The sequence below is a fragment of the Streptomyces sp. DG2A-72 genome (assembly GCF_030499575.1).
Taxonomy (GTDB): Bacteria; Actinomycetota; Actinomycetes; order Streptomycetales; family Streptomycetaceae; genus Streptomyces.
On sequence record NZ_JASTLC010000001.1, the window covers coordinates 5,360,122 to 5,381,944 of the forward strand.

The 21,823-nt window shown below is 70.0% G+C and carries 18 protein-coding genes; 7 read left to right on the forward strand and 11 right to left on the reverse strand.

Features of this window, described 5'->3' with window-relative positions; all coding sequences use genetic code 11:
- Nucleotides 1–46 precede the first annotated feature (46 nt).
- The 5 genes from QQY66_RS25605 to QQY66_RS25625 all read right to left on the reverse strand — a co-directional run bounded on the left by QQY66_RS25605 (nucleotide 47) and on the right by QQY66_RS25625 (nucleotide 6,678).
- Entirely contained in the window at nucleotides 47–2,524 is a 2,478-nt protein-coding gene (locus tag QQY66_RS25605) for a carbohydrate binding domain-containing protein (RefSeq protein ID WP_301982647.1), read from the reverse strand.
- A 116-nt stretch (nucleotides 2,525–2,640) separates the two neighbouring features.
- On the reverse strand, nucleotides 2,641–3,498 hold the full coding sequence (locus tag QQY66_RS25610; RefSeq protein WP_301982648.1) for a glycoside hydrolase family 43 protein: 858 nt from the start codon (nucleotides 3,496–3,498) through the stop codon (nucleotides 2,641–2,643).
- 96 nt (nucleotides 3,499–3,594) lie between these two features.
- On the reverse strand, nucleotides 3,595–4,431 hold the full coding sequence (locus QQY66_RS25615) for a carbohydrate ABC transporter permease (protein WP_301982649.1): 837 nt from the start codon (nucleotides 4,429–4,431) through the stop codon (nucleotides 3,595–3,597).
- A gap of 12 nt (nucleotides 4,432–4,443) precedes the next feature.
- Entirely contained in the window at nucleotides 4,444–5,316 is an 873-nt protein-coding gene (locus QQY66_RS25620) for a carbohydrate ABC transporter permease (RefSeq protein ID WP_301982650.1), read from the reverse strand.
- A 93-nt stretch (nucleotides 5,317–5,409) separates the two neighbouring features.
- Entirely contained in the window at nucleotides 5,410–6,678 is a 1,269-nt protein-coding gene (locus QQY66_RS25625) for an ABC transporter substrate-binding protein (protein ID WP_301982651.1), read from the reverse strand.
- A 344-nt stretch (nucleotides 6,679–7,022) separates the two neighbouring features.
- On the opposite strand from QQY66_RS25625, the gene QQY66_RS25630 reads away from it, so the two are divergent.
- Together QQY66_RS25630 and QQY66_RS25635 are read left to right on the forward strand one after the other, a co-directional pair.
- Nucleotides 7,023–8,045 (forward strand): LacI family DNA-binding transcriptional regulator, encoded by a 1,023-nt coding sequence (locus QQY66_RS25630; protein ID WP_301982652.1) that lies wholly within the window; start codon nucleotides 7,023–7,025, stop codon nucleotides 8,043–8,045.
- A 759-nt stretch (nucleotides 8,046–8,804) separates the two neighbouring features.
- Complete coding sequence (locus tag QQY66_RS25635) at nucleotides 8,805–10,505, forward strand: DapH/DapD/GlmU-related protein (protein WP_301982653.1); 1,701 nt, start codon at nucleotides 8,805–8,807, stop codon at nucleotides 10,503–10,505.
- Between the two features lie 921 nt (nucleotides 10,506–11,426).
- Here QQY66_RS25635 and QQY66_RS25640 read toward each other — a convergent pair.
- Nucleotides 11,427–11,609, reverse strand: coding sequence for a MarR family transcriptional regulator (locus QQY66_RS25640; protein WP_301982654.1), 183 nt, complete (start codon nucleotides 11,607–11,609; stop codon nucleotides 11,427–11,429).
- A 114-nt stretch (nucleotides 11,610–11,723) separates the two neighbouring features.
- Between QQY66_RS25640 and QQY66_RS25645 the strand changes: the two genes are divergently transcribed.
- From QQY66_RS25645 to QQY66_RS25655, 3 genes are all read left to right on the forward strand, one after another.
- Nucleotides 11,724–12,227 carry a hypothetical protein gene (locus tag QQY66_RS25645; protein ID WP_301982655.1) on the forward strand — a complete coding sequence of 168 codons (504 nt, stop codon included), beginning with the start codon at nucleotides 11,724–11,726 and terminating at the stop codon, nucleotides 12,225–12,227.
- An 83-nt stretch (nucleotides 12,228–12,310) separates the two neighbouring features.
- The gene (locus QQY66_RS25650; protein WP_301982656.1) at nucleotides 12,311–12,751 is read left to right on the forward strand and encodes a hypothetical protein; all 441 of its coding nucleotides are present in this window, start codon (nucleotides 12,311–12,313) and stop codon (nucleotides 12,749–12,751) included.
- Nucleotides 12,752–12,910: 159 nt separating this feature from the next.
- Nucleotides 12,911–13,858: an MBL fold metallo-hydrolase gene (locus tag QQY66_RS25655; RefSeq protein WP_301982657.1), complete on the forward strand. Its 948-nt coding sequence runs from the start codon at nucleotides 12,911–12,913 to the stop codon at nucleotides 13,856–13,858.
- A 294-nt stretch (nucleotides 13,859–14,152) separates the two neighbouring features.
- Here the strand turns inward: QQY66_RS25655 and QQY66_RS25660 are convergent, their stop codons facing one another.
- Together QQY66_RS25660 and QQY66_RS25665 are read right to left on the reverse strand one after the other, a co-directional pair.
- Nucleotides 14,153–14,812, reverse strand: coding sequence for a response regulator transcription factor (locus tag QQY66_RS25660; RefSeq protein WP_301982658.1), 660 nt, complete (start codon nucleotides 14,810–14,812; stop codon nucleotides 14,153–14,155).
- Nucleotides 14,791–15,981, reverse strand: a complete 1,191-nt coding sequence (locus QQY66_RS25665; protein WP_301982659.1) for a sensor histidine kinase — start codon at nucleotides 15,979–15,981, stop codon at nucleotides 14,791–14,793. Before QQY66_RS25665 ends, QQY66_RS25660 begins: the two co-directional genes overlap by 22 nt.
- Before the next feature lie 110 nt (nucleotides 15,982–16,091).
- Here QQY66_RS25665 and QQY66_RS25670 point away from each other — a divergent pair, with 110 nt between their 5' ends.
- Both QQY66_RS25670 and QQY66_RS25675 read left to right on the forward strand, forming a co-directional pair.
- Nucleotides 16,092–16,853 carry an ABC transporter ATP-binding protein gene (locus tag QQY66_RS25670; RefSeq protein ID WP_301982660.1) on the forward strand — a complete coding sequence of 254 codons (762 nt, stop codon included), beginning with the start codon at nucleotides 16,092–16,094 and terminating at the stop codon, nucleotides 16,851–16,853.
- A complete protein-coding gene (locus tag QQY66_RS25675) occupies nucleotides 16,850–19,231 on the forward strand; it encodes an ABC transporter permease (protein WP_301982661.1) in 2,382 nt (793 codons plus the stop codon). Before QQY66_RS25670 ends, QQY66_RS25675 begins: the two co-directional genes overlap by 4 nt.
- A gap of 236 nt (nucleotides 19,232–19,467) precedes the next feature.
- Here QQY66_RS25675 and QQY66_RS25680 read toward each other — a convergent pair whose 3' ends face one another.
- From QQY66_RS25680 to QQY66_RS25690, 3 genes are all read right to left on the reverse strand, one after another.
- Nucleotides 19,468–19,890: a PIN domain nuclease gene (locus QQY66_RS25680; protein WP_301982662.1), complete on the reverse strand. Its 423-nt coding sequence runs from the start codon at nucleotides 19,888–19,890 to the stop codon at nucleotides 19,468–19,470.
- Complete coding sequence (locus QQY66_RS25685; protein WP_301982664.1) at nucleotides 19,887–20,078, reverse strand: type II toxin-antitoxin system VapB family antitoxin; 192 nt, start codon at nucleotides 20,076–20,078, stop codon at nucleotides 19,887–19,889. Before QQY66_RS25685 ends, QQY66_RS25680 begins: the two co-directional genes overlap by 4 nt.
- 135 nt (nucleotides 20,079–20,213) lie before the next feature.
- Entirely contained in the window at nucleotides 20,214–21,260 is a 1,047-nt protein-coding gene (locus QQY66_RS25690; RefSeq protein WP_301982666.1) for a LacI family DNA-binding transcriptional regulator, read from the reverse strand.
- Nucleotides 21,261–21,823 lie beyond the last annotated feature (563 nt).

A 21,823-nucleotide genomic window follows, 5' to 3' on the forward strand; every position in this document is an offset into this window, starting at 1 on the left:
TCCACCCGCCTTGGAGAGTGCTTCCTGCCGAAAGGATCGGGTGTCGTCAGGAGAGCTTGATCAGGGTGTAGTCGTCGCAGTAACCGGCCGAGGAACCGGCGTCCTTGTAGCAGTAGGCCGAGGCCGAGGTGCCGGTGCTCCCGGTGGTGAAGAAGACGGGCTGCTGGGAGTAGGCGGTGGAGGAGGTGCGCAGGTAGGTCTCGGGGCCGCCGAAGCCCTTCACACCGACGGCGACCTGCTCACCGCCGTTCGCGACCTTGGCCCAGCCGGTCAGCAGATAGGTGCCGCTGGAGCTGAGGCCGCCGACGGACTGCTCGACACCGCTGACGGCCGCCCCCGTCTGGAGGGCGTACGTGCCGGTGCGGGCGTTGGACGCCACCACGTCGGACTGGGCACCGCTGCCGCTGAGCGTCCACGGGCTCAGGGAGCCGCTCTCGAAGCCCGCGTTGGTCAGGGTGTTGGCCGGCGTGGAGATCTTCTCGACCGCGAGGTCGTCGCAGTTGCCGGTGCCGGTGCCGCCGGTGTTCTTCCAGCAGTAGACCAGGGCCGAGGTGTTGGTGCTCCCGGTCGTGAAGAGCGCGGCTGTCTGGGAGTACGACGTCGTGGCCACGTTGGTGAACTTCTCGGTGCCGCCGTAGTTCTTGACGCCGATGGCGAGGGTCTCCCCGGCGTTGGCCACCTTGCCCCAACCGGTCAGCAGGTAGGTGGTGTTCGGGCTGAGGCCGGTGATGTTCTGGTTGGCGCCGCTGCCGCTCGCCTGGGTGGTGACCGCGAAACCTCCGGTGTGGGCGCCCGAGGAGGTGACGGAGGGGGCGGTGCCGCTGCTGGTCCAGGGGCTCATCGAGCCGGTCTCGAAGCCGGCGTTGGAGACGAGGTTGCCGCCGGTGCCGTTGTCGGCGCCGATGTTGGGTGCCGCGGTGGCGGAGACCGGGTTGCCGAAGGCGTCCTTGCCGCCGTTGTTGGCGATGACCATTCCCGCCCGGATCACGGGGGAGGAGGGGTGGATCTGGTAGGCGTCGGTGCCGGTGTACGGGGAGGAGGTGGCCTTGTTGCCGGGGTTGCGGAACTGGGGGTCGGTCACGACCTTCGCCGCGTCGGCCGGCTCGGAGGAGGGGTGGTTGCCGTAGAAGAGGTTGTTGTTGTAGGTGGAGTTGACGCTGGCGAAGTAGCCGCCGGTGCCGTAGTTGAACACCGCGTTGTTACGGAAGGACAGGTTGCCGGTGATGCTGGTGCCCCTGCGCGAGTACAGGACCGGGGTGTTCAGGCCGCTCTGGTTGATGTAGATGCTGTTGTTGTAGATCCGCGGGACGGCGACCGGACTTCCGCTCCTGTTGGGGACGTTGCCGACGAAGTGGAAGACGCCGGAGCCGTGGCCCGGGGTGCCGGCGGCGGGGCAGCCGGCGTTGGTGCCGTCGTTCTCGCTGATGTTGTAGCGGATGACCGTGCCGTCGCTGGCGATGGTCGACGTCGGCTCGTTGGGGACCTGGAAGGGCGGCATGACCAGCATGAAGCCGCCGAGGTTCTGGTGGCTGTAGTTGTACTGGAACGTGGTGTTGTGGTTGCCCCAGTCGACGTCGAAGCCGGTGCCGTCGGCGCCGTTGACGTGGCAGTAGACCTCGTTGTTCTGGACGACGGTGTCGTTGCTGCCGGCCATCCAGATGCCGGCCGAGGCGCCGTTGCAGTACTGGCCGGTGGGCGGGCAGGTGGCCTTCGCGCCGCCGTAGCCGGCCTTGTCGCCCTCGATGAGGGCGCCGTCGTTCTTGACCACGAGGATGTCGTCGGCGCCGTCGAAGGTCATCGTGTTGTTCCGGATGACCGTGCCCGTGGTCAGGCCGGTGCCCTCGCCGTCCCGGTCCGGGGTGACGGCGACGGCGATGCGGTCGACGTGGTCGAAGGTGTTGTTCTCGACCACGACGTCGTCCCAGGTGGAGACCGGTGTGGTGTGCTTGGTCTGGATGCCGACGCCCGCGTTGGTGGAGTACCAGCCGCCCGCCCAGCCGCTGATGTGGTGGATGTTCATGTCGTGCACCCGGATGTGGTGCAGGACGCCGCCGGAGCTGTTCTCGGCGAGGACACCGGAGCGGTAGGCGGGCGAGGACGCCGCGTTGGTGAGTTCCAGGCCGCCTATCTCCCAGTACTGCTGGTTGAGCAGGTGGATCACGGGGCCGGTGGCGCCCTTGGCGTCGATCACCGGCTTGGCCCCGGTGCCGTACGCGCCCATGGTGATGGGGCTGCCGGAGGCGCCCGAGCCGCCGGGGCTGAGCTGGCCGGTGCAGGTGGTGCCGGCGGCGAAGAGGATGTTGTCGCCGGCGCCGAACGTGGTGTTGTTGACGGCGGTGACGGAGTTCCAGGGGCTGGACTGGGTGCCGTTGCCGTTGGTCACGGCCGAGCAGTTCACGTAGTGCGTGGTTCCCGCCGCCATCGCGGTGGGAACCGGGAGGAGGAGGGCGCCCGCCAGCGTGGCGAGCAGGGTGAGGACGTGGGACGCCCTGATCCCCGGGCGGTCCGTTCTGCGACGCTTCATCGCGACGCTCCTTGCTGGGTGAATGTGTCCTCCGCGCCGCGGGATGCGACGTGGGTCTTCCTGCACCGGGCGGGTCGGCCTGAGCGGATACGCCCGGAGACTGTGGTGGGCACGCTTCAGCGTGCGGGGAGTGATGAGGGCAGGGGCGTTTCGAGGACGGAGGCGTGGCGCATGCCCGGCGGCAGGGTCAGGGAGACGGGCTCCCAGTCCGTCCCGTCCTTGCTGCGGGCCGCCCCGTACTTCCCTTCGAGGAAATGGTCGAAGATCATGAGCCACTCGTCGCCGCGGCGGAAGAGCGACGGTCCTTCCACCACGGGGGGACTGACCGGTCCGAGGCGGGAGGTGTAGGGGCCACCGGGGATCTCGAAGGTCGTCAGATGGATGTTCTTGTGCGCGGTGGCGAGGTCGTTGGTGCCGCGCTCGTCCTTGAACGCCATGAGGAATCCGCCGCCGTCCAGCTGCCGCACGGTGGCGTCGATGACCGAGTGGCCGGGGTCGAAGAAGACCTCGGGAGCCGAGAACGTGTGGAAGTCCTCGGTGGTGCAGTGCCAGATGCGGTGGTCCTGGCCGACGTGTTCGAAGTCGCGGCCTTCGGCCGTGCTGCCCGACTCCACGACCGAGGACCAGATGAGGTGGTACAGCCCGGTACCGCGGTCCGGGAAGAACTCCGGCGCCCAGGCGTTGTGGGCTCCGTCCACGTCGGCCATGACCGGGATGAGTTCCTGGTCCGACCAGGTGAGCAGGTCGGACGAGGTGGCGTGGACGATGCAGGGGCTCGTCCAGCCGTCGGTCGCCAGCAGATGGAACAGGCCGTCGGGGCCCACCCCGATGAACGGATCCCGCAGTCTGCCGGTGCCGACCGTGCCCCGCAGGACGGGCCGACCGCCGTTCACCGCCCGGAACTCCTCACCGTCGTGGCTGTAGGCGAGATGGAGCGCCTCGTCGGTGTCGGTGAAGTATGAGACCACGTACATCGTGGGAGGTCCTTCCGGGACGTCGGGGCATGGAGGCATGGGGGTGCCCTGGACGGTGAGGTGACGGTGTTCAGGCCGCGGCGGCCGGGACCGGATCTACGACTTGACCGCGCCGGCCGACATCCCGGCGACCACATGGCGCTGCAGGAAGACGAAGATCAGCAGCAGCGGGAGCACGCCGAGCAGGGCGGCCGGGAACAGGACGGTCGGCTGCACGTTGTGCGGGTCGATGAAGGAGTAGGCGTTCACCATGACGGTGCGCTTGTCCGGGTCCTGGAGGAAGACCAGCGGGACCAGCAGGTCGTTCCAGACCTGGAGGGCGACGAACGTCAGGAGCGTGCTGGTGATCGGGCGCAGCAGCGGCAGGATGATGGTGAAGAAGGTGCGGAAGGCTCCGCAGCCGTCCAGGGCGGCGGCCTCCTCCAGGTCCACCGGTATCGAGCGGACGAAGCTGGTGTAGAAGAACACGGCGACCGGGAGGTTGACGGCCGTGTAGATGAGGACCACGCCCGCGTAGCTGTCGAGCAGGTTCAGGTCCCGCATCAGCAGGTACAGGGGCGCCACCACCACGAAGATCGGTACCGAGGTGCCCAGGATGAACAGCCGGTACACCCACGTCGACCAGTTCTGGGTGATGCGGGCCAGCGGGTAGCTGGCCAGGGAGCCGATGACGGTGATGCTGAGGCAGGACAGCCCCGTGATGAACAGTGTGTTCAGCGCGCTGCGCCCGTAGTGGATCTGCCCGAAGGCCTGGACGAAGTTGTCCAGGGTCAGCGACCGCGGTATGCCCAGCGGGGACCTGGCCACGTCCGCCGCGGTGCGCAGCGAGGTGACGACGGTGAAGAGGAACGGCAGGACGAACGTCAGCGTGCCGAGGCACAGCAGCACGGTGCCGAGGGTGCCGGAGGTCCGGCGCCAGAGAGTGGAGATCATGGTTGCCGCCCGTCAGATTCTTCGCTCGCGCAGCCGGAGCAGGGAGGAGGTGGCGCTGGACAGGACGACCACGGTCACCAGGAGCAGTACGGAGACGGCGATGCCGAAGGCGAACTTCCCGCCGCCGAAGACGTTCCGGAAGACGAGCGTGGTCAGGGTTTCGGTGGCACCGGCCGGGCCGCCGTTGGTCAGCACCAGGGGGAACTCGAAGACCTTGAGCGAGCCGATGAGGCTGAGCGTCACGTTCACGGTCAGCGCGGGAGCGAGCATCGGCCACTCCACGCTGCGAAACCGCTGCCAGCCGCTCGCGCCGTCCACCGCGGCGGCGTCGAGGAGTTCGGTGGGCACGCTCATGTAGCCGGCGAGGAAGATGGCGCAGGAGTAGCCCGCGAACATCCAGATGTTGACGGCGGCGACCGCGTACAGGGCGGTGGAGGTGTCCCCGAGCCACACGTGCCGCAGTGAGTCGAGGCCGAGCAGGCCCAGCAGCGCGTTGATGCCGCCTTCCGGGGCGAAGAGGTACGACCAGATGAAGGCCGCCATCACCGGGGAGACGAGCGTGGGGGTCAGCAGCACCACGCTGAGCCCCTTGCGCACCCTGGGCCGGCGGAAGAGCAGGCTCGCGAAGAGCAGGCCGAGGGCGTTCTGCGCGATCACCACGACCGCCGCGTACAGCACGGTGTGCCACAGGGCCGCGGTGACCTTCGGGTCGTCGGCCATGGCACGGTACTGGTCCGTGCCGACGAAGTGGGCGATGGGGCCGCCGAGGCTGTCGGTCATGCTCAGATAGACGCCGCGGGCCAGCGGGTACAGCATGAACAGGCCGTACACGACGATCGCCGGAAGCAGGAAGGCGGCCATGGTGGCACGCCGTCGGTGGAACACAGGGATCCTCCTCATGCCCGGACGGGCCGTGGCGGGGGCGGCGGCGGTGAGCCTGCGACGCCCCCCGGCCACGGCTGACCAGGGATGGCCGGGTTACTTGGCGGACGCCGCGCTCTGAATGTCCTTCAGGGTCTGCGCGGTGGATGCCTGGCCCAGCAGGTAGGCCTGGAGCTTGGAGCCGATGTCGGTCTCGGCGGCCCCGGCGTACCAGGAGTTGGACGGGAGGATCCGGTAACGGCCCTCCTTGAAGGCCGTGGTGAAGGCCGTCGTCTCGGGGCTCTCCGGCGTGGTGCCGCCGGTGAAGGGCGACTCCGCGTGCTCGGCCTCGAGGTACTTGGCGAGGTTCTCGCTCTGCGACCAGAACTTGACGTACTCGCGCGCCGCGTCACCCTGCTGCGACTGGGAGTTGACGCCCCACATCGTGCCGGAGAAGAGCATCCCGTTGGGCTTGGTGCCCTTGTCGCCGCCCGGCCAGGGCGCGAAGGAGACCGGGAATCCGGCCTTCTTGACGTTGGAGACCTGCCACGCACCCTGGTACCAGAAGGCGCTCTTGCCGGCGCTGAAGTTCTGCGGTCCCTGCGCCCACTCGTCGACGCCGAGCTCGTTCTTCCAGTTGACGTACCCCTTGTCCTCCAGGGTCTTCAACTGCGCGAGCGGCGCCTTCCAGTCGGGGTTGAACGAGGCCTTGCCGTCCAGGAAGTCGGCGTCCCACTGCTTGTTCTTCTGGTAGACGGTGGTCGAGCCGCTCGCCTGGAAGACGGAGCTGCCGGTCCAGCCGCTCTTGTCGGGCAGCGCGATGGGGTTGATGCCGGCCTTCTTGACCTTGGCGAGGTCCGCGAGGAACGTCGGCCAGTCGGCGGGGAGTTCGGTGATCCCCGCCTTCTTCAGCAGGTCCATGTTGGCGTACAGGCCGATGCCGATCAGCTCCATCGGCATGGCGAGCGTCTTGCCCTCGGACTGTGCGAAGGGCTTGGCGTCGGGCGCTATCTTGCTCGCCCACGACTCCTTGGACAGGTCGGCCAGGTAGCCGGAGGCGCCCCACTTCTTCATCTTGTCCGTGTCGACCATGATCACGTCGCCGGCCTTGCCGCCGAGCAGCTCGGGCTGGAGCTTCTGGACGTAGGTGTCGTTCGCGGTGATGTACTCGAAGTCGACCTTGATGTCGGGGTGGGCCTTCTCGAACGCCTTGTTGATCTCCGCGACGTTCGCCGGCTCCGCGCCGCCGCCCTTCCACGCCTGCACGTGAAGGGTCACCTTGCCGTCCGCGGAGCTGCCGGACGACCCGCCGCCGCACGCGGCCAGCGACATCGCCATGGCGGCGACCGTGGTGGCGACCGCGAGCCGTCTCCCAGAACGCTTCATTGCACACCTCACCCATCGTCGGTTCGGACCGACTTGTCATCTCTGAAGGAATGTGAACGGGCCTGTCAGGAAAGTGACCGGTCGACCCGAGTTGCGGCGAACGTTACGTGCCGATGGCGGGGACTGTAACGCAAAACTTAATGGACAGCTATACGTAACTTTCTGTGGCGCCGCAGCCCGACTCGAGTGGTGGTGATCTCTGGGAGTGTTGGCAGAATGTCCCGATAAAATCCCTGTCAGTGCGATTGAGAGCCCGCAGCGGGGAAGGTTTCGTTGACGCGTCAGACGCCTTATCGTTACAGTTTCCTGAGTGTTGTCGGGCGGGGTGAACCGAAGGAGTTCGGGTGACAGGGCGGGTGACCATCGCGCAGGTGGCCGAGGCGGCCGGAGTCTCCGCGATGACCGTGTCCAATGTCGTGAACGGCAAGCCGGGTGCCTCGGAGGAGACCCGGCGCCGTGTCATGGAGGTGGCCGCGCGCCTCGGTTACCGGCCGAACGTCTCCGCCCGCAACCTCAAGGCCGGCCGCAGCGGGCTCATCGGCGTCATAGCGCTGGACCTGACCAGTCAGTACGGACTCGAGATCCTGCGCGGTGTCGCCGACGAACTGGCCGACGCCGAGCAGGAGATGCTCGTCAACGCCACGTACCACGACGCGGTGCGGGAGAAGGACCGGGTCGAGTTCCTGGCCCGTGGCCTCGTCGACGGCGTGCTCATGATCGCGCCCGTTCTGGAGGACGAGACAGTCGAGCTGCTGCGTCGGCAGAAACTGCCCTGCGTCATCATCGATCCCCGGCGCCTGGACGTACCGCTGCCCCGGCTGAGCGTCGACAACTACCACGGGATGCGCCAGGGCACGCAGCACCTCATCGACCTGGGGCACACCCGGATCGCCTACCTCCGCGGGGAGGAGGACCTGGAGAGCACATCCCTCCGTTTCCAGGGCTTCGAGGACGCGATGCGGATCGCCGGACTCGACGTCGACATGCGGCTGGTCGCCTCCTGCGACTTCTCCTATGCCTGCGGCTTCCGCACCACGGCTCGTCTGATCGACGACCACCGTCCTACGGCGATCGTCGCCGGAGCCGATCTGATGGCGCTCGGCGCCATCGACGCCGCCCGGGCCCGCGGCCTCGACGTGCCCACCGAGTTCTCCGTCGTCGGCTTCGACGACCTTCCGCAGGCGGCGCAGAGCTTCCCCGGCCTGACCACCGTGCGTCAGCCGCTGCACGACATGGGCCAGAAGGCCGCCCGCGCGCTGCTGTCCGTCATCGAGGGACAGCGGTTGCTCATGGAGCACATGGAGGTGGGTACGGAGCTCGTGGTGCGCAACTCGACCGCCCCGCCGCCCCTCGACGGCGCGGCGTGACCAGCGCGATGTGGTGCCACCTCTTCCGGCACGCCACGGGTCGCAGGACCAACGCGCCGCGGCGGGCCGAGCCGTACGCGGTGCCAGGTCCAGGAGAAGACCGGACTGTTTCACCGGCGCACCTACGACGGCCGGCAGGAGGAAGTCGCCGCCGGGCTCGACGAGCGGGTGACGAGAATCGAACTCGCGCTCTCAGCTTGGGAAGCGATGGCGCCTGGGCACCCACGTGGCTGCTGACCTGCGCAGATTCGTTCTGTCACCGCCAGGCGTGAGTGCCTGGTGGCTTGGGTGAAGCCTGCTTGCCGGTTGGGCCGGCCGTGCGGCGAGGTGCCTGCCGGTGCAGGTCCTGTTCCGCGCGGCCTCCTGCCCAACCGGACGCATGACGCGTGCCCAGTCGGACGGTGGCCGTCCAGCAGGCGCGAGCTCGGCGAGGGCACGAATGTGATGCACTTGGACATCATCCTTGGCGTCGCGGATCTCGCAGGTGTCCGCCAGGACCGGGTGATCAGCTCCTTGTCGATCGCCTCGTAGCGTGGAGACGATCTGTGCCGCCAGTCCCTCGGCGAGGGTGGCTCGGTAGTCCCGTTCGTAGTCGATCGGGCTCTTGAACCCGCACACGCTGTGTAGCCGCCCAGTGTTGGGGAAGCCGGTGATCCAGGTGGCGATCTTGCACCGTACTGGTCACGGCCGGGCGGTGCGTCGGACAATGATCCGGACAGCAAGCGGGGACCGTCCCGCGCAGCCACCGGGGAGGATCCCTTGCAGCAGTCCGCGAGCGACGACGGCCTCTTCGACCACTGTCCCTGGCTGTTCGGCAAACAGGCTTCCGAAGGGCAGCGCGCGGCACAGCAGGAGCGGCAGAAGCGGCTGCTCGGCGCCGGGCAGGTGGAGTTCGGCGAGGGGTGCTTCGTCGCGGCGACCGCGGCCGTGTATCCGAAGCGGCTGCACCTGGGCGACCGGTCGTACATCGCGGCCCACGCCTACGTCACGGACGACGTGCGCACGGGCGCCGACTGCACGGTCAACCCGTTCGCCGTGGTGCGCGGCACCGTCACGCTGGGCGACGGCGTACGCATCGGCGCGCACAGCTCGCTGCTCGGCTTCAACCACGGCGCCGCGCCCGATCTGCCGGTCCATCGGCAGCCCGTCACCAGCCGCGGCATCACCGTGGGCGACGACGTGTGGATCGGCTCCCACGTGGTCGTCGTGGACGGCGTCACCATCGGAGACCACTGCGTCGTCGGCGCCGGCGCGGTGGTCACCAAGGACCTGCCCGCGTGGACGGTGGCGGCCGGCAACCCCGCGCGCCGCATCCGCGACCGCCGGGACGCGCGCGGCAAGGCCCCGCGTTCCGCCGCGCCGCTCGCCGGCCGACTGTCGGAGTTCGCCGAGACCGCCCGCGCACAGGCCGCCGACCTGCTGGCCCGCTGCTGGCTTCCGGACGCCGACCGCTACGCCGACCAGCCCGGCTCCGAGCCGACCGTGCGGGCGCACTGCAACGCGGTGGAGATCGCCGACCTGCTCCTCGGCACCGCTCCCCCGCAGTTGCCGGCCGCCGAACACGCGGCGCGGCTGCGTGCACTGCAGGATCCCGCCACCGGCCTGGTGCCCGAGTACGGCGAGGCACTCGCGCCGCCCGGCCCGCCCGGCCCGGCCGGGCTGCCGGACGACGGCGCCTGCGCCTATCACGTGCTGTGCGTGGGTTACGCGCTGGATCTGCTCGGCAGCTCCTTCGCCCACCCGCTGCACCCGGTGCGGGACACCACAGCGGACCAGCTGGTCCGGCGCCTGGCCGCACTGCCCTGGCGGGACCGCGCCTGGCGCGCCGGGTCGTGGGTGGACGCCTGGGCCACCGCGGCGCACTGGAACCGGCGCCTGGGCGGGGAACCCGCCGAACCGGGGGCGCTGGAGGCGCTGTTCGGCTGGCTGCACACCCATGTCGACCCGTGGACCGGCATGTGGGGCTCTCCCACCCGCGAGGGCGGGCGCCTGCAGATGGTCAACGGCTACTACCGGCTCACCCGCGGCTCCTTCGCCCAGTTCGACCTGCCGGTGCCGTACGCCGAGCGGGTCATAGACACCGTTCTCGACCATGCGCGCGACGCACGCCACTTCTCTCCCGGCCGGGAGAACGCCTGCAACGTCCTGGACGTCGCCCACCCCCTGTGGCTGTGCGCCCGGCAGACCTCCCACCGCGCCGAGGAGGCCCGTGCCTGGGCGGCGGACCAGCTCGCCGCCGCCCTCCGGCGCTGGCATCCGGGACAGGGTTTCGCCTTCGGTCCCAGGCCCGACGGAACCGGCCCGGGCCGCGCACCCGGGCTGCAGGGCACCGAGATGTGGCTCGCCATCATCTGGCTGCTCGCTGACCTGCTCGGCCTCGCCGACCTCCTGGGCTACCGCCCACGCGGCATCCACCGCCCGGAACCGGCCGCGGCCGGCGAGAGCGGACAAACCCGGTGACGCACGCCCTGCCGCCCCGTGCCGGTCCCGTATCACCGGCTTGGGCGCCCGGTTCTTCACGCGGCGGCTCCTCAGCAGGCCGAGCTGCCAGGGCAGCAGGTCGCAGGGGCCGGTGACGGCGAGGTTCACGCCCTGGCACACATAGCGCATGCCGCAAGGGCTGATGGTGAGCCGCTGGTCGATGCCGCTGCGGAGCATTTCGCCGTGGCTGATGGCCCGGGTCCAGGCGGTGCCGTCGAAGGTGACGTTGTGACCTCGATGGAGCCTGCGGCGGTGGTCACGGTGCGGGACCGGTGGTGACCGTTGCGGACCACTCCGTATGGCCACCCCTCTTTGTCGGGCAACGGCGAACTGATGGCTTCAGCTCGTGTCTGCCGTCGCCCCGTGCGCCAAGGGGCGTTCCACGCCGCGCAGTTGAGGGGTGGGTGGCGACCAAATGCGCCGAGGGGGACCCCGTGCCCTCCGCGTGCCCTGTCTCGAGTCGTGTCCGGGGCGCGACGGGCGGCAAAAGGTCTGGAGAACAAGGAAGCCCCAGGCCGCTGACCTGGGGCTTCAAGAAGAGCGGGGTGACGAGAATCGAACTCGCGCTCTCAGCTTGGGAAGCGACGGCGCTCGACTGGTTCCTATGTCCATGACTTGCGCAGATGGCATTTGCGTCGGATCGCGCCGCTGTTGACCGTGGTTGTCCGCTCTTACGGGCACGCTGTGGGCACGGGGCGCCAAGACCGGTGGGCAGAGTGCGCACGCGAACGGGCACCTGTTCGGCTGGGCTCGGTCGGACGTCCCGTTGGGGATGCCTTCGTGCGAGGGTCAGTTCCTGCGTCGTTGACCGGTACCCATTCGAAGAGCGGGCGCACGTCCTCGATGCCCTGTGCGCGGTCGGCGGCGGAGTGTGCGTTGTAGAGGAACTCCTGCAAACCCTCAACAGGGGATGGACCCGGGCAGGATGCGCTCCAGGTGGCGGCGGTCCTCGGGTGAGAGCGGTCCGGCTCGTCGGTCGGCGGGGTCGGGGCCGCGGCGGATCAGCCCCTCCTTCGCCATGCGGTCGGCGAGCCGGGTGAAGCCGCCCGAGCTGAAGGGCACGGCCTCCGCCAGGTCTGTCATGCGTTGCCGGTGCCCGTAGAAGAAGTTGCTGTTGCAGTATCTGCTTGAGCAGATATATTGTCTGCGTCGGCAGGTACTTTTCCCTGTACGTCCCCACAGATGTGGAGCCCGATCATGCGCAAGCGCACCCTCCCCGCGTTCGGTGTCGCCGCCGCCACGGCCGGCGCCCTCACCCTCGGCCTGTCCCTGGCGCCCGCTTCGGCGGACGCCGCCCCCGCCTCGTACGGGCACCGCACGATCACCATCAAGGCCGTCGAGAAGGGCACCGCGATCAACATGGTCGACGTCGCCCCGGCCGACTCCGCCCTCGGAGACCAGCTGATCGGAACCGGCGACCTCATCGGCCGCGACGGCCGCAAGCTCGGCACCAGCAGCTTCGTCGGCGTCTCCACCGACGCCAAGCCGCGCACCGCCGAGCTGCTGACCTTCGTCTACGAGCTGCCCGGCGGCAAGATCACCACAGCCGGCACGGCGAAGCTCTCCGCCTCCGGACCCGTCTTCGACGAGCGGTTCGCCATCACGGGTGGCACCGGCACGTACAAGAACGCCTCCGGAGAGGTGCGCGTCCTGCAAGAGACGGTGGAGCAGGCGAAGGTCACCTTCGAGATCCAGCACTGACGACAGCGCTGACCACGCCCAGGCATCCGCAACGAGTACGAGCGGAGCAACCTGTCAAGTTCCTCCTCATCGGCGCCACCGGCATGATCGGCTCCCGCATCACGGCGGAAGCGCTCAGCCGCGGCCACGAGGTCACCGCCGCCACCTGCTCGGGCCGTACGGCCCTGCCCCCGGATCCGGCTGACGGTGGCCGCCCAGGACGCCACCGTGCCCGCCCGGCGGGTGAGACGGCAGCCGGTTACGACACTGCCCTCGTCCGCGATGCCATGACGCAGTCGGGCCGGCGACTCACAGGCGAACTCACCCAAGCCGGGAAGACGGTGAGGTCTGCCGTCGGCAACGGCACAGTCTTCCTCACCACCTCCGCCGCCGATGTCAGCGGCCCACGCGACGAAACCGTCGCTGGGACGGCGACCGGCACGGCGGAGAAGCGCGCCCGCACGTCGCCGGAATCACTCCCCGGCGCCTTCCTGGTCCGGCCGACGGAGGCGGCCGGAGGGGGGCCGACCGTCGTCGTGCGATGAACGTCGCCACCGCGATCACCCACGCCCTCCGGACGTACCGGCACCCGGAGGCGCTGGTGGCCGTACCGCACACCAGCACCACCGCGAAAACCTGAGAAGCGACACGCGGCACCTCCTCCCGTGCGCCCTCACATCCACCATCAACAGGGAGCAAGAGACATGTCCATGAACAGGCGTCACTTCCTCGCGGCAGGCTCGCTCACCACCGCCGCAATCGGCCTGGGCCTCACCTCGGCCAACGCGTCGGCCACCCCGCTCGCCGACGGACACGGAGCCGGACATCACAAGGAGAAGCACCCCAGGGGCAAGCTCGACTTCAAGGTCCTCGACCTGGACTTCCCGGTCGGCAGCAAGAACAAGACGGCCACTCTGGTCACGGGTGAGCGTGAGGCGCTGCTGGTCGACACCGGGTTCACCCGGGCCGACGGGTACCGGCTGGTGGGCGAGGTGCTGGACTCGGGCAAGAAGCTGACCACCGTGTTCATCAGCGCCGGTGATCCGGACTACTACTTCGGCGCCGAGGCCCTGGCCGACGCCTTCCCCGACGCCAGGTTCGTCGCCACCCGGCCGGTCATCCAGCACATCCGGCGCACCTTTGAGAGCAAGCTCAAGACGTGGGCCGACCTCGGGGCCAACCTGCCCACCCGCCTGGTGGAGATCAGGCCTCTGACCCGTGGTCTCACCCTGGAAGGGCACCGCTTCGAACTCAAGGGCGGATCGGCCCTGCTGCCGGACCGTCACTACCTGTGGCAGCCGGAGCAGCGCGCGATCCTCGGCGGGGTGCTGCTGTTCCAGAAGCAGCATGTGTGGGTCGCGGACACTCCGACCCCGGAGATCCGTGCTGCCTGGGTCAAGCTGCTGGACGAGATGGCCGCCCTCGACCCGAAGCTGGTCGTGCCCGGTCACCGCCTGCCCGGCACTCCCGCGGACTCCTCCGCCATCACCGCCACCCGCGAGTACTTGCTCACCTTCGAGGAGGAACTGGCCAAGGCCGCCGACGGCGCCGCGCTGACCGCGGCGCTCGTCAAGCGCTACCCGGACTACGGCATGGTCATCGCCGCCGAGATCGGTGCGAAGGTCGCCATGGGCGAGATGACCTGGGAGTAACGACTGCGAGGTACCGGAACACCGGCTTCGCGGTGCCCCTCGGCCGACTTCGTCAGGAGGCGTCGGCCGGGGACGGCACGCCGAAGAGCCTCGGGTTCGACCAAGACCAGAGTGTGGCTTCGGCAGAGGACGACGTCGGGTCACGCCGAACGCCAACGGTTGCGTCCGTCGGAGCCGGGCCCGCGCACCATGGGTGTACCAGCGCTGGTCACGCCCCGGTGCCTCCGGGTTGAGAACGAGCTGTCGCACGGCGCCAGGGTGCGGGCGCTGCAGGCCCGTGCCCGGCAGGTGGGCTCAGCCACGCAGATAGGCCAGTACCGCCAGGACGCGACGGTGGTCGTCGGGAGCCGTCGGCGGGAGTTCGAGCTTCAGGAGGATGCTCGCGATGTGCTTGGCGACGGCGGCCTCGGTGACGACGAGGCGGCGGGCGATCGCCGCGTTGGAGCGGCCCTCGGCCATGAGGGCGAGGACCTCGCGTTCGCGGGGTGTGAGCCGGTCCAGGGGATCGCGGCGGCGGGCGAGCAACTGGCGTACGACTTCGGGGTCGACGACCGTGGATCCGGCGGCGACGCGGGTGACGGCGTCGGCGAACTCCTCGACGTCGCCGATGCGTTCCTTGAGCAGGTAGCCCGTTCCGACGCTGCCGCGGCGGTCGTCCAGCAGTTCCTCGGCGAAGGTCTGCTCGACGTACTGGCTGAGGACGAGGACCGCGAGTCCGGGCTGCTCGGACTGGAGCCGGCGGGCGGCCCGCAGCCCCTCGTCCGTCTGGCCGGGTGGCATACGGACGTCGGTGATGACCAGGTCCGGCCGGTGTTCCCGGGCCGCGGTGAGCAGGGAAGGGCCGTCGCCCACCGCGGCGAGGACCTGGTGGCCGAAGCGCTGGAGGAGGTGGACGAGACCTTCGCGCAGGAGGACGGCGTCCTCCGCGATCACTATGCGGAGGGACGGCCGCACGGGATCTCCGCTCTGAGCAGGGTGGGCCCGCCGGGCGGGCTGGACAGGAGCATTCTGCCGTCGGCGGCGGCGATCCTGTCGGCGAGGCCGGTGAGGCCCGTACCGCGAGCGGGGTCGGCGTTGCCGGAACCGTTGTCCTGGATGTCGAGGCGGAGCAGTCCGTCATGGCAGCGGGCGGTGATGCGGCAGTGGTCGGCACCGCTGTGTTTGGCGATGTTGGTGAGCGCCTCGGCGGTCACGAAGTACGCCGTCTGCTCGACGGCGGCCGGAAGCCGGCCGGAGAGATCGATGTCCACGTGCGCGGGGACCGGGCAACGCCCGGCGATGTCCCGCACGGCGGCGGGCACCCCGCGTTCGGTCAGGATCTGGGGATGGATGCCACGGATCAGTTCCCGCAGCTCGGTGAGCGCTTCCTTGGCCAGGGCGTGGGCCTCTGCGACCTCCCCGGCCGCGGCGCTGCCGGGCGGCAGGTCGAGGGCGGCGAGGCCCAGCTTCATGGTGAGGGCGACGAGGCGCTGCTGGGCACCGTCGTGGAGGTCACGTTCGATGCGGCGGCGTTCGGTCTCGAAGGCGTCGACGAGGCGGGCTCGGGAGCGCACGACCTCGCGCAGTTCGTGGTCCTTCGGGAAGAGGACAGCATGGGTCACAGCGGCGCGGACGCCGGCCCACGCACCGATGGGGTACGCGGACACGGGCAGGAGCAGGGCTCCCGCGACGGGGCCGGCCACGGTCTGCCAGGGGGAGGCGGTGGGCTGGAGGGGCGCGAGGAGGAGGAAGCCCGGGATGCCGAGCGAGACCAGGACGACGGCCAGGTCCATCCAGCCCACCGCCAGGACGGACACGGCGCCGTAGCCGGCGACCAGCAGGCCGTTCCGCGGTTCGGGCCGGTCATCGCGGTCGCTGCGGTCGCTCCGGTCGACGAGCGCGAGGCGGCGTCGCTCGAGGGGACCCGCGAGGGCGGCGGCGAAGACCACGACGGCCACCGCACAGAGCACCGTGGCCCACGTGCCGATGGATGCGGTGAACAGCCCACCGACACCGATGTATGCGGCCGTCGCGAACACCCCGCCGGACAGCAGGAATCCCAGCGCGCGCAACGGCCACACGGTGCGGAGGAATCCCAACGGGCTTCGGGCGAGGGCCTCCAGGACGGTTCGAGGGGTGGTCACGCGGTCGAACGTAGCGGCGCCGGTCCCCGAAGGCAGTAGTGCCAGATGGAGTATCACTTCTCGCCCGGGCAGGAATGCGCCGGGTGGTTCTCCTGCCGTTGTCTTGCAACATGACCACGACACACACCACTTCGGCGGCCGTGCGGCCCGTCGAGCTGTGCTCGGTGACGAAGCGCCACGGCGCCGGGGAACAGGCCGTCACGGCTCTCGACGACGTGTCGACGCACTTCGCGGCGGGCACGATGACGGCCGTCATGGGCCCCTCCGGTTCCGGCAAGTCCACCTTGCTGCACTGCGCGGCGGGCCTCGACCGGCCGACCGCCGGGGAGGTGCTGATCGGCGGTACGGACCTGGGCGGGCTGGACGAGAACGCGCTGACCGTCCTGCGCAGGGAGCGGGTGGGCTTCGTCTTCCAGGAGTTCAACCTCGTATCGGCACTGACCGCCGCGCAGAACGTCGAACTGCCGTTGAGACTGGCCGGGCGGCGCCCCGCGGCAGACGAGGTGCGGGCGGTGCTCGCCGCTGTCGGGCTCGCGGACCGCCTCGGACACCGGCCGAGCGAACTGTCGGGAGGCCAGCAGCAGCGAGTCGCGATCGCGCGGGCGATGATCGCGCGGCCCGCCGTCCTCTTCGCCGACGAGCCGACCGGCGCGCTGGACACCCGGGCGTCGCGGATGGTGCTTCGGCTGTTGAGGGACCTGGTGGGCAGCCAGGGCCAGACGGTCGTGATGGTGACGCACGACCCTGCCGCCGCGGCGTATGCGGATCGTGTGCTGCTGCTGGCGGACGGACGGCTCGTGGACGAACTGCCGGGTGCCGCCAGTGCCGCGGCGATCGCGGCGCGGACGGCCGCACTGGAGGTGGAGTCGTGATCAGCCTGGCGACGGCAAGGGAACGCTGGACCTCCTTCCTGGGGTGCTTCGTGGCCGTGGCGCTGGGCGTCGCGGTGGTGGCGATGAGCGCGCTGGTGCTGCTCTCGGATGGCACAAGGGTGCCTGAACGGCTCGCGGGGGCACCGGTGTTGGTGCAGAGCCCGGCGGGGACGCAGACCGGCGGGGTGTTCGTGGAGAACCCCCCGTGGGCACCGGAGCGCGCCGAGGAACTGCGACGGAAGCTGGCCGAGCTGCCGGGAGTCGCCGATGCGGTGACGGACCGGTCCTTCTACGCGCAGGCGGCGGACACCGAACAGCGCAGGGGAGAGCGACAGGGCCACCCCTGGTCGACCGCGGCGCTTGCCGAGTACGGCCTGAGCGAGGGCAGGCCGCCCGCCACCGCGGGCGAGATCGTCGTGGACCGGTCCCTCGGGTTCATGACGGGTGAACCCCTCACGGTGCTGACGGCGCGCGGGCCGCAACGGTTCTCGGTGTCCGGGACGATGAACGGCCCCGGTTACTACGTCACCGACCGGCGGGCCTCCGAACTGGCCGGCGGAGTACGGACCATCGGACTGCTCCTGGAGCCGGGCACCGACACCACTCGCGTCGCGACCGCCGCGCGGCGCGCCGTCGGCGGCGACGGCACGGTCCTGACCGGTGCCTCCCGCGACGCGCTGGCGCCGAAGCAGGACGAGATGACCCGCTGGATCGGCGGCCAGGTGCTCACCGCCATGGCGCTGCTGTCCGCCTTCGTCACGGTCTTCGTCGTCTCCTCGACGTTCGCGTTCGCCGTCGCGCAGCGGCGCCGCGAGTTCGGCCTGCTGCGGACGATCGGCGCCACACCGCGGCAGCTGAAGCGTCTGGTGTACGGCGAGGCCCTGGCGGTGGGCGCTGTCGGTGCGGCGGCGGGGGCACTGCTCGGCGTGGTGCTCGCGCCCACGATGACCGGGGTGCTGATCGACGCGGGCTTCCAGCCGGCGGGCTTCGAAGTGCGCCTGCGCTGGTGGGTACCGGTCGCGTCCTTCGCCTCGGGCGTGGTGGTGGCCCTCGTCGGCGTGGGGGCCGCGTCGCGCCGGGCGTCCCGGGTGAAGCCGCTGGAGGCGATGCGGGAGGCGGCGGTGGACAGCCGGCCGATGACGCGGCGCCGCTGGGTCGCCGGGCTGGCGGCGACGGGCGTGGGCGCGGTCTGCTCGGTGGGCACGGCCTTCGCGGGGGCCGACGGCATCGTGCTGCTGGCGCTCGGCACGGCGATGAGCCTGACGGTCGGCCTGACCCTCCTCGCACCGGTGCTGGTCGGCCCCGTCATCGGGGTACTGACCCGGCCGCTCGCCCGGCACCCCGGTGCGACGGCTGTGCTCGTACGCGAGAACATGATCACCGCGGTGCGCCGAACCTCCGCCACCGTCGCCCCGGTGCTGGCGACCGTCGCTTTCGCCGTACTGATCACCAGCACCGTGCAGACGACCCGGAATGCCGACACCGCCCGGCAGGCCGCGGCCGTACGGGCTGAGGCGGCGGTGGTGCCCAGAGGAACGCCGGGCCTGTCGGACGCGGCGGTGGCCCAGGTCGAGGGCACGTCGCTGCTGTCGACGACCGTGTACGGCGATGACGGCGGAGCGGCCCTGTCCGCGGCCGGGGTGTCGTCCGGTTTCGAGCGGGTGTATGCCGTGCCCGCGCCCCGTGGCGAGACGATCGTCGTCACGGCGGCAGTAGCGGCCGCGCACGGCTGGCGCAAGGGCCATGTCGCCCCACTCACCCTCGAGGACGGCCGTACGCGGAGGTTGCGTGTGACGGCCGTGGTGGACGACTCGATGCCGTACCAGGTCCTCCTCCCGCGCGACCTGGTACGCGATCACGACCCGTCCGCACTGGCGGACGTCGCCTACCGCACGACCCCCGCCCCCACACCCCTCCCATCCGGGCTCAGCGCCGACGAGGTCTCCGTGGAGGCGTACGCGGCCTCGGACGACGCCGAGGAGGACCGGCTTGTGTGGATCTTCACCCTGATGCTCGTCGCCGTATCGGCGGGCTACACGGCGATCGCCGTCGCCTCCACCTTGCTGACGACCACCGCGGGCCGGGTGCGCGACTTCCGCGTACTGCGCCTGTCCGGTGCGACGCCCCGGCAGGTGCTGCTGGCCCTAGCAGCCGAAACGTGGTGTGTCGTCACCCTGGGCGCAGCCCTGGGCCTGGCGGCGGCAGCCCCGGCCCTGTTCGGCACGGTCCACGGCCTTCGCCAGGAGCTGGGCCTGACAGTGGAGTTGTCGCTGGCCTGGCCCTGGCTCACGGGCGTGGTGACAGGCCTACTGCTGCTCGGCACGGCGGCCACCGTCCTCCCGGCCCGCGTCGCTCTGCGGCGTATGAGGCGGGCGTGAGCAGCCGTCCGCAGGGCTCGCAGGAAGCTGCGGCCCTGCTTGATGAAGACATCATCGAACTCGCGCTCTCAGCTTGGGAAGCGACGGCGCTTGTATGTGCCTTACGGCTCCGACCTGCCCGGATGGCTGCCCGCCGGGGTGGTTGCATCGGTCGGTGGGGATGTCCGGCTCGAGGCACCTTCGTGCGAGCACACGCCCCCCGGCACAGCTCCTCGGAACAGCAAAGGCGGCCCGGCTCATTTCCCGGCGTCTGGGCCGTACCACTGGAGCGCTTGTCCGGTGACCGCGGCGATGCACTTGAAGTCCCGGTCACGGTGCAGAAGAGTCAGCCCCTGCAGCTCGGCCGTGGCGGCCACCACGAGGTCGACGGCTCCGGCGCTGCGGTGCTGTCCGCGCTGGGTGAGGATCTCCTGGACCTGCCATGCGCGGTCGTAGACACGGTCATCGACCGGCACCCACCCGAAGAGCAGGTGCATGTCGTCGATGCCCTGTGCCCGGTCCGCAGTGGAACGTGCGCTGTGGAAGAACTCCAGCTCGGTGATGGGACAGGTGGCGATGAGCCCGGCGGCCGCCGCCTGGTCCCAGCCGAACTGCTCGGCGTCGCCGCGCAGGAGGCGGGCGAGCGCGCTGGTGTCGATCAGGTATTGCGCGGCGTTCACCGGCGGTAGCTCCCCTTGTCCTCGAAGAGATCAAGGTCGAAGGCACCCTCTTCCGCCGACGCCCGCAGGCGGGTGAGCGCCAGAGCCCGCCGCCGGTTCTCCAGCACCTCGCGCAGCGCGGTGTTCACCGTCTCCTTGGCCACGTCCGCGACAAGTTGATCGTCGAGGTCGATCACGGTTCGGCTCATCGACTGCACCTCCATGAAGGGGAGTCGTCATCACCCTGTCGAACGACGTCGCGCCGGAGCGCCAAGCGTCGGCCTCCGTACTCCGCCCGGATGCTCACAGTCCGTGAGTACCGGCCTCCACATCCGCCCGCATGCTCACGATCGGTCAGCTGCCGCCGCCTGTCGCCCGGTGGTGCTGGCTCGTGGAATCAGCCGGTGCGGCGCCCGGATCTCCCTGCCTGGCAGGGGAGTTGGGCTGATGATCCGCTTCAGCAACTGTTCCACCGCCGTCTCCGCGATCACCTTCTTGTCCGGGGAGACCGTGGTGACGGGTGGATTGGAGTAGCGGCCGTCCTCGATGTCGTCGTAGCCGACGACGGCGATGTCCTCGGGGACGCGCAGTCCGCGGGAGGCCAGGGTGTGCAGGGCGCCCAGGGCCACCAGGTCGCTGTAGCAGAAGACCGCGTTGGGCGGTTCCTCCAGGTCGTCGAGCAGGTGGGCCATCGCGGTCGCGCCGTCGGAGCGGTTGAAGCGCGGGGTGGAGACGACGAGTTCCTCGCTGACGGGCAGGCCGGCCCGCTCGTGGGCCAACCGGTAGCCCTGGGTGCGCAGTTGGGCCGCCTCGCCGGTGCGGTACGGCTGGTCGCCGATCGCGGCGACGCGGCGCCGGCCGAGGCCGAGCAGATGCTCGGTGGCCTCCAGGGAGGCGGCGACGTCGTCGATGCCGACATGGTCGAAGCCGCCGTCGCTGACCCGCTCGCCGAGCACGACGAGCGGCAGGTTCGGGTCGCGTTCGGTCAGGTCGGACTGGGCGAGGCCGAGAGGGCTGAAGATGACGCCGTCGAAGAGCAGGTGCTGGGCGCCGCGGCTGAGGAACAGCTTCTCGTGCTCGGCGTCGCCGTCGGTCTGGTCGATCAGCACGTTGTAGCCCTGGACGCGGGCCGCGCGGATGATGCCCTGCAGCAGTTCGGCGAAGTAGGGGGTGTCCAGGTAGGGCACCACCACCGCGATCTGGCCCGAGCGGCCGGCGGCGAGGTTGCGGGCCAGTACGTTGGGCCGGTAGCCGAGCTTGTCCACGGCCTGCTGAACCCGGACCCGGGTGGCCTCGGCAACGGGGGCGTAGCCGTTGACCACGTTGGACACGGTCCGGCTGGAGACGCCGGCGAGCTCCGCGACGTCGCGGAGCGTGACACCCTTGGCCATATGTCACCTTCATGCTGTATGTCGGTTTCAGCGTTGAAATTTTCCCCCAAGAGGTCTCCTGCGCCTCTTGCAGCGCGGCAACTTCTCGGTTAACACTTTTGCAGCGCTGCAAAGCGTAGCAGAAGTGCTTGATCCGGCGGATCGAGTACCCAGGGACCGTGACGTCACCGCGCCACGGACCGAATCCCCGAGAGCGATCACGGGGATGAACAGTAGGAGCCGCAGTGGGACCAGCAACTTCTCACGGGCCGGGAGCCGCACCCGTCCTGATGGGGCATCACTCTTTACTCACCGCGGTCTGAGCCGTTTCCCGGCGCGCCCGCCGCGCTGATCACCGAGCCGTCTCTCCCCCTCATCGACGTCAGGCACGCCCACCCTCCCGCGTCAACCGACGTCCGCCCGCCGGCATCCGTAGGCGGGCAGCACACCCGAGCGCCTCGCGTCCGAAGCGCCCGCCCTTCACCCGAGCCGGCATGCCGCATGCCCTCACCCCGTTCACCGCCTTCACGCCGGTCCTCCGTGTGCCCGGCGCACCTCCCCTCACCTCCCGTACTCCGTACTCC